The sequence below is a fragment of the Spiroplasma endosymbiont of Halictus nicosiae genome, assembly GCF_978018445.1.
The window spans coordinates 1,749,161-1,762,203 of sequence record NZ_OZ389573.1 but is presented as its reverse complement, the minus strand read 5'-3'; the positions used below and the strand labels follow the sequence as shown (position 1 = coordinate 1,762,203).

General features: G+C 25.4%; 14 protein-coding genes and 2 pseudogenes. 15 read left to right on the top strand and 1 reads right to left on the bottom strand.

The annotated features are described in order from the left end of the window. Nucleotides 1-102: 102 nt before the first annotated feature. Entirely contained in the window at nucleotides 103-888 is a 786-nt protein-coding gene (locus ACZ91P_RS11910; RefSeq protein ID WP_465156415.1) for a hypothetical protein, read from the bottom strand. 401 nt (nucleotides 889-1,289) lie between these two features. Here ACZ91P_RS11910 and ACZ91P_RS11905 point away from each other — a divergent pair. The 15 genes and pseudogenes from ACZ91P_RS11905 to ACZ91P_RS11835 all read left to right on the top strand — a co-directional run bounded on the left by ACZ91P_RS11905 (nucleotide 1,290) and on the right by ACZ91P_RS11835 (nucleotide 12,800). Next, nucleotides 1,290-2,267: pseudogene (locus ACZ91P_RS11905) on the top strand (IS30 family transposase). Between the two features lie 715 nt (nucleotides 2,268-2,982). Then, nucleotides 2,983-3,660 carry a hypothetical protein gene (locus tag ACZ91P_RS11900; protein ID WP_465156413.1) on the top strand — a complete coding sequence of 226 codons (678 nt, stop codon included), beginning with the start codon at nucleotides 2,983-2,985 and terminating at the stop codon, nucleotides 3,658-3,660. Between the two features lie 131 nt (nucleotides 3,661-3,791). Beyond that, nucleotides 3,792-4,379, top strand: coding sequence for a hypoxanthine phosphoribosyltransferase (gene hpt / locus ACZ91P_RS11895; protein ID WP_465156411.1), 588 nt, complete (start codon nucleotides 3,792-3,794; stop codon nucleotides 4,377-4,379). 38 nt (nucleotides 4,380-4,417) lie between these two features. Then, the gene (locus ACZ91P_RS11890; RefSeq protein ID WP_465156409.1) at nucleotides 4,418-5,074 is read left to right on the top strand and encodes an ECF transporter S component; all 657 of its coding nucleotides are present in this window, start codon (nucleotides 4,418-4,420) and stop codon (nucleotides 5,072-5,074) included. Nucleotides 5,075-5,560: 486 nt separating this feature from the next. Next, nucleotides 5,561-6,247 (top strand): GDSL-type esterase/lipase family protein, encoded by a 687-nt coding sequence (locus ACZ91P_RS11885; RefSeq protein WP_465156407.1) that lies wholly within the window; start codon nucleotides 5,561-5,563, stop codon nucleotides 6,245-6,247. Between the two features lie 37 nt (nucleotides 6,248-6,284). After that, nucleotides 6,285-6,860 (top strand): dephospho-CoA kinase, encoded by a 576-nt coding sequence (gene coaE / locus ACZ91P_RS11880; protein WP_465156405.1) that lies wholly within the window; start codon nucleotides 6,285-6,287, stop codon nucleotides 6,858-6,860. Next, nucleotides 6,860-7,579, top strand: a complete 720-nt coding sequence (locus tag ACZ91P_RS11875; RefSeq protein WP_465156403.1) for an RsmE family RNA methyltransferase — start codon at nucleotides 6,860-6,862, stop codon at nucleotides 7,577-7,579. Before coaE ends, ACZ91P_RS11875 begins: the two co-directional genes overlap by 1 nt. Nucleotides 7,580-7,591: 12 nt before the next feature. Next, complete coding sequence (locus tag ACZ91P_RS11870) at nucleotides 7,592-8,158, top strand: hypothetical protein (protein ID WP_465156401.1); 567 nt, start codon at nucleotides 7,592-7,594, stop codon at nucleotides 8,156-8,158. 43 nt (nucleotides 8,159-8,201) lie between these two features. Next, nucleotides 8,202-8,864, top strand: a complete 663-nt coding sequence (locus ACZ91P_RS11865; protein ID WP_465156399.1) for a lipoprotein — start codon at nucleotides 8,202-8,204, stop codon at nucleotides 8,862-8,864. A 52-nt stretch (nucleotides 8,865-8,916) separates the two neighbouring features. Continuing rightward, nucleotides 8,917-9,393 (top strand): Gfo/Idh/MocA family protein, encoded by a 477-nt coding sequence (locus ACZ91P_RS11860; protein ID WP_465156397.1) that lies wholly within the window; start codon nucleotides 8,917-8,919, stop codon nucleotides 9,391-9,393. 299 nt (nucleotides 9,394-9,692) lie between these two features. After that, on the top strand, nucleotides 9,693-9,851 hold the full coding sequence (locus ACZ91P_RS11855; protein WP_465156395.1) for a hypothetical protein: 159 nt from the start codon (nucleotides 9,693-9,695) through the stop codon (nucleotides 9,849-9,851). Continuing rightward, nucleotides 9,838-10,504 (top strand): annotated as a pseudogene (deoC, locus tag ACZ91P_RS11850) (deoxyribose-phosphate aldolase). Before ACZ91P_RS11855 ends, deoC begins: the two are co-directional and overlap by 14 nt. 144 nt (nucleotides 10,505-10,648) lie before the next feature. Next, entirely contained in the window at nucleotides 10,649-11,377 is a 729-nt protein-coding gene (locus tag ACZ91P_RS11845) for an aldose epimerase family protein (RefSeq protein WP_465156393.1), read from the top strand. Between the two features lie 1,025 nt (nucleotides 11,378-12,402). Further along, a complete protein-coding gene (locus tag ACZ91P_RS11840; protein WP_348735186.1) occupies nucleotides 12,403-12,552 on the top strand; it encodes a hypothetical protein in 150 nt (49 codons plus the stop codon). Beyond that, complete coding sequence (locus ACZ91P_RS11835; RefSeq protein ID WP_465156391.1) at nucleotides 12,552-12,800, top strand: hypothetical protein; 249 nt, start codon at nucleotides 12,552-12,554, stop codon at nucleotides 12,798-12,800. Before ACZ91P_RS11840 ends, ACZ91P_RS11835 begins: the two co-directional genes overlap by 1 nt. Nucleotides 12,801-13,043 lie beyond the last annotated feature (243 nt).

The window sequence follows — 13,043 nt, the reverse complement described above, 5'->3', positions numbered from 1 at the left end:
TTAATTCTGGTTCTGCCATTTCTCAAATTGATAAAAAAATACTAATAGCTTTTTCACAAAATAATTGAAAAACATCTTCATGAATTAATACGATACCGTTTTCTATTTGATTAAATAAAATATTAAAAATTTGTTCCCCGTCATTGAAATTTCTGTAGTTTGATCTGGAATAAATTCAGCTTCACTGTCTTTTCATGGATCTCTAACATAATAAGTATCTTCAAGTATATTTTCTTTATTTGGTTTGATTCCAACAATTAATGCAGCATGATAAGAGCTATCACATCCTTCATCATTATATTCGTCGTCATCAAATAAACCACCAAACATAATAGGAGATTGTCTAGAAAGAGATTCCCATATTAAATGTCTTATCCACATTACTTTTTCTATTTCATTTAATTTATTTCAAAATAATCGAGTTAAATCAATTTTCTTTAAATTAAATCCCAAATTTTCCTGAATTATCGGGTTTGTGTTTAATATTTCAATTACCTTTGATAATGAAGCGCCATCATTTGCATTGTTTGGAAAAAAACTTGCAATTTCTTCTTGTTCTATTTCTTTAAGATCTTTATTATTAATAATATTATTACTAAATATATTTTTTAAAATTGCAATAACACATCATCAATCATGTATTTGAAATTCCATTGGTTTTTTCATGCTAGTTTTTCTTAAATCAATTAACACATCTTCTAATATTGGATATGTTATTTCTTGTCTTTTAACTCTATTTAAATTTTTTAAATTATTTGTTTGTAAATAACTAATTTCATTATTTTCTAATTTAGTTTCTTCTTTTTGATAAGGACTAGCGGCAATTTTTGTTGGTACAGCAGTTCCACTAATTGTTAATACACTTAATAAACTAAGTAATTTTTTCATTTTTTATAATTTCCTATCTTTTATCTTGAAACTTTTTTCAAGATCTATTGACATTATATATATAAGCACTTTTAAATCTATTTTAGAAAGAAAATTATACAAATGATTATTATTGTGATTATATTGTACTAAATCTGGGCTCGCGGTGATTTCCATAAGTTTTGCGAAAAATGCCTTAAAATTTAAAAAATTTTTTGCCGCGCTTTTCAAAATATTTGGGAAAAATTCTAAGCGTTAAGCGAAGAATTTTATAAAGGTTCCCAAATTTGTTTGAAAGAACCTCAAAATCTTTTTTAACTTGTAAGTTATTTTATCACAAAAATTTAAGAAAATCAACCGCTCGCCCAAAACCTCAAAAAACTATAAATTAACTTTGTATATAAAAGAAAGGATTTTTTAAAATGGATAAAACAAAGCATCATTTTACTTTTAAAGAAAGAATAATATTAAAAGATTTATTAGAACTTGATTCTTTAAAAAGAAAAAATGGTAAATCCAATATATCTAAAATAGCAAAAATATTGCATAAAAATCGCAATACAATTAGACGAGAAATAAAAAGGTTAAATGATAATGAATATGACGCTAAATTAGCACACGAAGATTATTTACAAAAACGACAAAAATGTTTTAAAAAATAATCATTATTGCTAAATATTTTAGAATGACTAGATGAAAAATATAACAAATTTCATGATTCACCAGAACAAATCTGTAAAAAATATGAAAAAGAGTTTGGTGTTAAATTTCCCATATGTTTTAAAACTTTATATAAATATATTCATTTGGGATTTTTAAATTTCAAGAAAGATAATTTGTATTTTCACGGTAGAAAATATAAAACAAAAAATAGGATTCATAATCGCGGGAAAATAAGAAATTTTAGAATTATTGAAGAAGCAAAACATGATAAATATGAATTTGGTTGATTTCAAATGGACACTATGGTTGGTAAAAACAATAGTATTTGTTTAGTTTTAATCGAAGAATTAACGAAATTTAAAATCATTGAACCATTAAAAGAAAAAACAACAAAAGAAGTTACAAAGGCATTAAAACGAATTTTTTCTAATAGATTTTTTAAAGATAGATGCAAAGGAATAATAACAGATCAAGGCAAAGAATTTGCTGATTGAGAAAAAATTGAAAAAATAACAAATGCTAAAGTATATTTTTGTGATGCTGGAACTCCAACTCAAAAACCCAAAGTTGAAAGAGCAATTCGTGATTTTAGACATTGATTTTCCAAAGGAATTGATTTAAGTATTTATTCAAGAAATTATTATCAAGAAGTTGCTAATATAATAAACTCTAAACTTAAAAAATCTTTACATTGACTATCTTCAAAAGAATTTTTTATACAAATGTTTAATTTTTAATATAATTACCTATAAAAATTTTAATCATTTTATTTTTTAGTGTGCCAAAATTCATAAATTTAAAACAAAACTACTAAATTTTTTTAAAATAAATTATATTGAACATTTATTTTATTGGTGTTATAATAAAATTAAGTAGAGTGTTACACTTCATAGTACAATTTACATAATTATATTTAACAATTAACTAACAACTAAATAAAACAATTATTCAAAATTTTTTAAGAAAAGAAAGGATGGATTTTTCTGAAAAAACATATTTTATTAAGTGTAAAAGATACTATCTAACGATTAATCCAATAAATATAAGTATTTTTTACAAAATAAAAAGCACTTTATTCTTTTTCAATAAAGTGCTACATTTGCATTTACAATTTACAGATGTTTTTATTTTTATTTATAGTATGTAAAGAATAAGGTCAAAGTATTAAACATATCAAATTTAAGGAATTATTATTAATGAAAAAATGAAAAAAACTAATTTATACTATTAATACTGCATTGATTTTACTAGTAATATTTTTACTGAGTTTTATTTTATGAATATTATATACTGTGTTTCACCTAAGCCTAAGCAAGGGAAAAACAGCATTGATTTAGAATATCAATATGTTCTCCTAATTCAACTTGATTTTATTAAAGTGGTTATAATGGCTTATGAATTGATAATTATCAAACAACATATCTTGAAAAAAATTTAACAAATGCTTTTTAAATGCAAGCACAAAATACTGATTTACCATTTTATACGCAAGAAGTTTTTAAGTCTTATGAAGAATTATCTAATTTTTGATATGATGAAACAAAACAAGGATGACAACAAGTTATTAATACTTTTTGTCCAGATTATCAAGAAGAATTAAAAGCATTATTAGTAAAATTTTATAATTTTATTAATAATATTTGATCAAAAGATATTGTTAAAAAATTTGTTAGAATATTAAGAATTAATGATAATCGTGGTTCGGTTGTTGGTTCTACATATTGAGAAGGGTTTAAACAAACTATTACACTTGAACGAAATATCTTGCTTTGTAGTCATAAAGTAAACGAATTTAACTTTTGGCGAAATGGCTGATGAAGCTCTGGTGAAATTTTTAATGTTATTTTTCATGAATTGGGGCATACCGTTGATATTAATTTTAGTCGTCAAGTCAATGTTATTAAAGAAATTAAAGTTTTTTTAGCAAATAAAATTGAGAATAGCCAAGGTTTAACGCAAAAACAAATTTTAAATTTATTTTATTTAAGTAGTTATTCTTTTAATAATCTTGATGATTTTGTTGCAGAAGGATTTGTATATTTATTTTTAGCAAGTTATACTTTGAAAATAAAAGCGTGAGAATTATGACACGAATTTTGAGCATCCTATTTACCAAGATTAATAAAATAAATTACATTTAGTTTTAAATTTCTGGATTATTTTTTTAAGATTAAGTATCTTTTAATTAAGCATTAATTGTATTATAATATACTATAATTATATTATTAAAATAAATTATTAATATTTAGTGAGGCAGAAAAATGAAGATACATCCCCTTGTAAAAGAAATTTTAATTACTACTGAAGAAATTGATGAAAAATGTTTTGAATTAGGCCAACAAATTAGTCATTATTATCTTAATGAATATCCAGCAAAAGATAATACGATTTTATGCTTAGGATTATTAAAAGGATGTATTCCTTTTATGGCAAAATTTATTTCTTATTTAGTTGGTATTGAATGTGAAACGGAATATATGGTTGTTTCATCTTATTTTGGTGGTATTAAGAGTAAAGATACGCCCCAAATTTTACTTGATTTACCAATGCCAATAACAAATCGCGACATTTTATTAGTCGAAGATATTATTGATAGTGGTAAAACAATTAAAATGATTAAAGACTATTTATATCTAAAAGGAGCACGTAGTGTAAAAGTTGTTACTTTATTAGATAAAAAAGCTGGTCGGAAAGTAGATTTAGTTGCTGATTGATATGGATTTGATGTTCCACCTGCTTTTTTAATTGGCTTTGGTTTAGATTATCAAGAACGTTTACGTAATTTGCCATATATTGCGATTGCTGATCAGAAAAAAATAGCAACATGAAAATGAGACATAAAGGACTAATAGACAATTAAATGATTTAGTTATCATTGGAGGAATAAATGAAAAAAGTAACGACAAGAATGATTACAATTAATAGTATTATTATTTCAATTTTTTTATTGTTTGCTTTAGTTCCATCATTAGGATATATTACGATTGGTCCAGTTAGTTTAACCTTAATGCATATTTTATTTTTAATAGGAATGTATGCTTTATATATTACAATGAATTTAAATTTAATTTGAGCAGGTTTAATTTATGGTCTTATTTTTGGTTTATCCTCATTAATTCAAACATTAATTTCACCAGGTCCAACTAGTTTTATTTTTCTTAATCCATTGTTTTCTGTTGTTCCACGGGTTTTAATGGGACTTTGTGTTGGTGTTTTAGCTTATTTTTTAACAAAAACTTCGGTTAAAATTGAAACAAAAATTTATACTAATCAAATTACAGAATTGACTTGATACCAACGACATTATTTAAAAATTTATAATATTATTATTGCTTTTACTGCAGCTACGTTAAATACTATTTTTGTTTTAGTTTTTATATATTTTATTGGTCCTTTAATTTATACTGACCCAGATCAACAACACTTTTTTCACACTTTTACTTGAATTATTTTAGCAACGAATTATTTACCAGAAATATTGTTAGCGGTTGCTATTTTTCCACCAGTTGCATATGCATTAAAAAAACTTTATAATAGTAATTAATATATTGAGTGCACTTTCAGTTTGAATTGTATTATTTAATAGAAAATTATAAAATTAAAATAGAAAGAAGCGAAAAAACAGTGAAACAATCAACAGGTCTTATTTTTATAAAAGTTATTTTATTTTTGTTATTATCTCCAATTTTATATTTTTGATATCTATTATCATGATTATTAGCTTATTTTTTTACTCGATTTCATTCATCAAGTGAGTTTACAGCGCAATTACAAAATAATAATAATAATGAATGACTAAATATTATTGTAATTATTTTGTTATGAATTTTTTGTTCATTTATTATTTCATTTTTATTTTTATTTTATTCTTTAGCGCAATACTTACGAGTTTATCAAACATTGCCTAATGCATTACGTGGTTTATTTGGTTTAGCATGGATTATTTTATTTTTTCAGAAAGTTTTAAAAATTAAATCTTAATTATAATGAAGTAAGATAAAATAATGGTATAATAGAGAGGAAGGTTTGGATGAAAAAGAAAATTGCAATTTTAGGAGATTCACTAGCTTTTGGTTATTTACCGATGGGAACTGGCAAAATGGCAGATGCTGATAATTGACCAGTAAAATTAGAAAATTTATTAACAAAATATTATCAAACAGGAGAAATTAAAATTCAAACTGATGCCCAACCAGGACGAACAATTATTAAGCCATTAATTGATTTTGGTTTTCCCCAAGATAATGGAATCGACAATTTATCAGTTTTATATAAAAAAACACATCCAATTGATTTATTCATGATTTTTTTAGGAACAAATGATTATTTTGGTTATGATGCTTATGCAAAATTAAAAGAAATCCTAGATTATCCAATTGAAACAAAAATTGTTGATTCATTAGGGGAATTGATTAATAAAATGAAAGTATTGCATAAAGATAATAAAAAAGAAGTGAATTATCATGTTTTAGTAGTTTGCCCACCAAAAGTATTATCATTGCATGATGGTGAATTGTTGACATCCTTACCAGAAGCTTATCAAAAATATTGTGCAAAATTAAATATTCCTGTTGTTAATTTACAATTATCAGCAAATCCACATCCCGAAGATCAAAATGAATATGATGGTATTCATTATACACCAATGGAAACAATGCCTGTTGCCCAAACCATTTTTGATGTTATTGTTGCAGAAAATTTATTAAATTTAAATTAATTTTAGTAACAAGCAATTAGAAAGGAATTAAACATAAATGATTATTGGTGTTTATGGTTATATTGAAGTAGGAAAAACAAGTGCCTGTGAATACTTACAAAATAAATATGATTTCACTTATTTAAATGCGGATAAAATTGCAAAAGAAATTATGCAAGAGCCAACCGTTTTACTTTTTTTAGAGCAAACTTTTCCGGGAATAGTTATTAATGGTGTTGTTAATCGTGATCGTTTACGAACAATTATTTTTACTAATCCTCTTGCTAACAATAAGTTGAATAATTATTTATGACCAAAAGTTAATCAACAAATTATCACAATTATTAATAATAATCCAAACCAAAAATTTTTAATTGAAGCAATTGGTTTAAGCACATTAGCGCTTTCTTTTACAGCAAAAATATTTATTACTGCTAGTAAAAAGAACATTATTACGCGAATTAATGCTCGTGATCAACAATCATCAGAACAAACAGAACAGTTATTAAAAATTCAAGCAACTTTTTTTAAACAGATAAAACCCGATTATAAAATAACCACTAACAAATCACTGCCAGAACTGTACCAAGAATTAGATAAGATAATGGAAGACATATTAGGAGATGAACAATAATGCACCGTTTTGCTGCCAATCAATTAGAAAATAATTACTTTATTTTAGCTGAAGATGATGTTAAACAAATTAAACAAGTTTTGCGTTTAAGAGACCAAACACAAATTATTTGCATTTATAATGGTGAACATTATTTAACGATATTAGAAGTACAAACACCACAAAAGTACTTATTTAAATTAATTAAAAAATTACAGCAAAATCATGAAAGTCCAATTAAAGTGCGATTAATTGCAGGTCTAATTCGGAATGCAAAATGAGATTATTTATTACAAAAAGCAACAGAATTAGGAGTTAATGAAATTATTCCCTTTCAGTTTAGTCGTTGTGTGGTACAATTAAAAGGTGAAAATAATTTTAAAAAGATTGAACGTTGAACAAAAATTTGTAAGGAAGCAGCAGAACAATCTTACCGTAATCAAGTACCGTTCGTAAATGATGTTGAAAGTGATTTAAAGGTGTTACAACAATATCAAAGTGATGTTAATCTTGTTTGCTATGAAAACGTTGCAGAAACATTATCAATAAAACAGTTTTTACAACATGATTTTAAAACAATTACAATTGTAATTGGCCCTGAAGGTGGATTTGCTCCACATGAAATTGCGGTTTTATCTTCATATCAATATAACCCCATTTCATTAGGGCAACGAATTTTACGAGCTGAAACAGCACCAGTTGCACTTTTAGCAATGATTATGTATGAAAAAGAATTATAGGAGAAGGCAAAGATGACAAAAGTAGTATCGATTAAAGCACTAGTTAGTGTTGCAAATATAATATTATATACAGCTTTAGTACTAATTTTTCTAATTTTAGGATTACAAAAATGAGATATTGCAGCAGTAACTGGCTACAAAATTGGCTATGTTTTAATTGGTTTTGCTATTATTATTTTTATTATTTATCATTTAGTTCGTATTCATGAGTTAAAAAAGACACCATTTCAATTATTACGCAAACATATTATTTTTATGCAAATTTTTTATATTGGTCAATATTTGATTTTTGTGATTAGTTTATTTTTTTTAATTTTAGCTAATACAAAAGTTTTAAATCCAGCCCAAATTTTTTTTTGATATGTATGATTTCCAACAGTCTTTGTTGGTACAATTGCTTGTTCAATCTTGGAATCAATTGTTCGTGTTGAAGAACGAATTTTTATTGTTAAAAAAAATTGACAAGATTCAGAACAATGAGCAAAAGAACAGGAAAAAAATAATACTATTTTAACAAATGAGCAGCAAGCAAAAAAGAGCGAAAATCCTTTGTTTGATGATGATAAAAATAATAATTAGTTTATAATTAAAAAAAGAGAAATTAATAACGGAGGATCAAAAAATGAAAAAAATATTAAGTTTATTAGGAGCAATAATGATTGGGACTACTATTGGATCAAATGTTGTTGCATGTGTTCCTCCAAGAAATGGTGAGAACAATAATAATATTGTTGGGGACAAATTAGACTTGAATTCATTTTCTTATGATAAAATTATTGCCAAAAAATTTAGTTTAAAAAAAGATAATGCAATCGTTAATGATGAAATTAATTTAACTTCAGCAATTACAAAAGGAATTCAAAATTTATCTCCAGTATATTTGCCTTGAGATGAAGTTAATATTACGGTTAACTTTTTAAATGATAAATTTACTTTTAATCAAGTTTATGTCAAAATGGAAGCAAAACCAGATGCAAAATCAGTAAAAGGTTCAGTAATGTGAGGAAATTTAGAAACAAAATCTTATGTTGATCTTCGTCCAAATTTAAAAAATTGATTATCATTAGCATCACCAAAATTAGAAGTTAAAGATCCAAGTAAATTAGATGCTGTTGCTACTAAGACATTAGGTGGCCCAGCCTTTAACCAAAGTAATTTGGATGGTCTTGGTGGCTTACAAGGAATATATCATGAAGACCAAAAACGTTATATAGTTTCAGTTAAAAGCGGTCAAAGTAACTTTTTCCTAACAAGTGAAATTATTTTTAATGTTAATATGAAATAACTAATTTACCAACACTTAACAAAAATGAAAGGTACATACGTGAGGTGCTTTTATGTTAAAGATTGGAACCATTGGTACAGGCAATATTGTGAGTGAATTTATTGATGCTTGTCGTGATGTACAAGGAGTTAAAATTACTTCCCTTTATTCACGTAGTTTAGAAAAAGCTAAATTTTTTGCTTCAAAAAATAATTTATTAGTCCATATTGTAGATAATTTTGAAGATATGTTAGATTATATTGATATTATTTATATTGCTTCACCAAATGGTTTGCATTATCAACAAGCAAAGTATTTTTTGCAACAACAAAAGCATGTTTTAGTTGAAAAACCGGCAACTTTTTTTGCACATGAATTAATTGAATTAAAACAAATAGCAGAAATTAATAATGTTTTTTTGATGGAAGCTTTTAAACCCTTACATTTGCCAGCTTATCAAATTTTACAAACAAATGTTAATAAAATTAAACCTTTTTTAGCTTGTTTTCATTGTAACCAGTATTCAAGTCGAATGAAAGAAGTTTTATAATTTATCCTGTTGAATTAGCAGTTGCTTTATTTGAACCAGTCAAAGATGTTAAAGCAATGAGTCATAAGTTAAAGAATGGTATTGATATTAATAATGCTGTTCTTTTACAACATAGTAATAATATTTTAACTAGTATTGTTTGTTAAAAAGCATCGACAGGCATTAGTCCTAGTGAAATTTTAAGTTATGATACTACAATTAATGTTATTAATCTAACAAAATTAGAAGCAATTACAAAATATAATCGCCTTACAAATCAAACAACAGTTTTACCATTAGGATCAGAACATAATAATAAAATGTACTATGAATTACAGTATTTTATTAATATAATAAATAGTGAGAACTATTCGGAAATGAAGCGGTTATTAGATTACTCAATTGCGGCGATTCGTGTTTTAGAAGCAGTTCAAATTAATGAAGAACAACAGGGAGAATTATTAAATGAAATTAAATAAATATATTGATCATACTTTATTGAAACCAGATGCAACTATAGTAGAAATTAAAAAATTATGTGCTGAAGCAAAAGAATATGATTTTACATCCATTTGTATTAATCCAACTTATATTCAATTAGCGCATAATTTATTACAAGATACTACAGTTAATGTTTGCATTGTGGTTGGTTTTCCATTGGGGGCGAATGCTACCAAAACAAAAGTGACAGAAATTTCAACAACATTAGCCGATGGAGCAACAGAAATTGATATGGTAATGAATATTAGTTAGTTTAAATCAAATAATTATGATTTAGTTCGTGCCGATATGGCAGCATGTAAAAAAAAGAAGCTGGGCAACAATATTGTAAAAGTAATATTAAAAACATGCTTATTATCTGATACAGAAATTATTAAAGCGTGTCAGTTAGCAGAAGAAGCAGGTCTTGATTTTGTTAAAACTTCAACAGGTTTTAGTAAAGCAGGTGCAACGATTGCCAATGTTAAACTAATGAAAAAAAACAGTTGGAGAACGTATGCAAGTTAAGGCAGTTGGTGGAGTTCGTACTAAAGCTGGTGCTTTAGCAATGATTACAGCAGGAGCAACGCGAATTGGAACAAGTGGAGGTGTTAATATTATGAAAAATAAACCACATCGAACAGGTTATTAGTTGACATAAAGCAGCAAAGGAAAATAAAAAATAATGTATTTTTTAAAAAAACAAAAATTTAGAAGCAACTCTTAGTTCTGATCCGTTTGAATTAATTTCATTAAAAAAAGCTGGGAAGGAATATATTTATCAACAAGATAGTACATGAAAAAATCGTGACCAATTTGCTTTCCAATCACAGGAAAGTTAATTAATAATGAATATCAATTAGCAGATAAAATTTATACGATGATGGGGCACGGTTTTTTTCGTGTAATTACTGCTTGAAAAGTTCTTACTTATACAGCATATACATTAGTGGTTGAATATAGAGCAACAAAAGAATTTTTTCATCAGTATCTATTTTTGTTTAAATTGGAAGTAACATATCAATTAGAAGCAAATAAATTAATTAATAAAGTTAAGATTACTAATCTTGACTTAAAATCATTGCCATATAATTTTGGTTGACATCCAGCATTTATTTGTGATGAGCATACTGGTAAAATTATTTTTGATAATCCACAAATAATTAGCCATATTCCTGATGTGACTTTTTTAGGTTCAGAAATGAAGAAAGAAACAAATTCTCAGTTTTTAATAAATCAATATGATTTTACAACTGGCCAATGTTATGCGTTACTAAAACAAACAACAAACAAAGTTTTAATTGTTGATTCAACTCGAGAAATTAGTTTAACAACAAAAGGTTATCCAAATGTATTAATTTGAAAATGTCAAAATGATGCAAAATATATTTGTGTTAAATCATGAGATGGCCATCAAGATAACATTAATTATCAAACAATTCCACTTGACCAAAAACCATGAATTAATAAGTTACCATCACAACAAACAAAAATATATTGTTTAGAAGTAGAATTTAAAAAATAAAACCTCTTAACAAGTAAGAGGTTTTCATCAAAAATGAATATATTATGTAAAAAATTACAATAAGTTAGCAGGGGGATTTGCTTGGTGTTTAAAGAGGATATTAAGCTGTTCCATATAATCTTAGATTCTTATTGTAAGAGGTTTTTCATTCTTATGTATTAGTTTATAATTTCAGCAGTATTAATTTTGATAACTAAAGTACTAACCATTTTTTATTCATTTTTTAGCATCATAAAAATGAATAGGTGCCACATTATTATTTAACAAATATTTTATAGTTTTGAATAATTTAAGGTTTATATTCTGGTAACATATGGTAAACAAAAACACATTAGATTTTTGTTTTTCATAAAAAGTTATTTCACAAGTAGTTTAAATAATAATCTTGTCAACACCATTAGTATTATCCCGCAAAAACTTGACAAATGATTTTCTTTTTTATTTATTTATGTTTTATTTTGTTGTTAATATTATTAGACTAATTTTATAAAAAACGTGTTGAATGTGATGAGGATGAAAAAAGGGATAAAAATATTGTAGTACCTAAGTGTTTATTTGGCTGTGATGCTTTATTTGAAAAAGGATTTATTTATGTTGACAATGATGGAATAATAAAGAAGGATTTTAATAAAAATGCTACTAGTTATACGAAATCTTTTATTAATAAAATTATTATGAAAAAATGTAATTTATAATGAATCTGTAAATTATAAATACCAACCGATAAAAAGTTAACTATCAATTTAGTTAACTTTTTTAAGTTAGTTTTAAGGAGTTGAAATTATGAAAACAAAGCAATATTTTATTTTGCGGTCGTTAGTGAAAAAGTATGGTAAAGATAATGTTATTAATACTGTCAATAAGATTGCAAATGATATTGAAATTAAAAAGTAAAAGAATAAATTGTCCCGCCTAATTTATTAGCGGGTAATTTATTCAATAATGTTTTTAAGTGGAGCAAAGCGACAACGAGCGGAGCGAGTTTGCAAATTTCAATTTTTTAATTTATTGAAAGGAGATATATTATGCCAGTATGGTTAACATGAATATTTAGTATTGTTATTATTTTAGGAATTCTTGCTTGAATTGGTTTATCGATTTATCAAAAAATTCGTCAAATTCGAGGTAAGAAAAAAGACAAAAAAGAAATTGAAAACAAGGAGGATAAAGAATAATGTTAGGTATGTATTTAACAACAGCTGTTAATTTTCTAGCTACAGATACTCCTACTATTTCAGGTGGAATGGATTCTATTTGAAGCGGTTTGGGACAAGCAATGATGAAAGTCAAAGATGCTGTTTATGCTGTGTTACCACAATTAATGACCTTTTTAGGTGATGCTTGAATTATTTTAATTCCATTTGGAATTTGAGTAATTATTAAAATATTAAACTTTTTCCGTGTCATGGTTAAAGACTTTTAATATTTATTATAACTGATCCATTTTATATTTTAATAGCTATTAGTTAAAACTAAGTAGTTATTTTCAGTGTGCTTTAATTTTTAATTTTATATATTTAACAATGTTTATTATAATACATATACATTATTTAAACATTAGTATAACAATGTTTATTACAATACATATAGATTATTTAAACATTTTATAGTAAAGGAGGATTAGAATGAAATTTATTAGTCCGTTGTCTTGGCGAGGTGGAAAAGC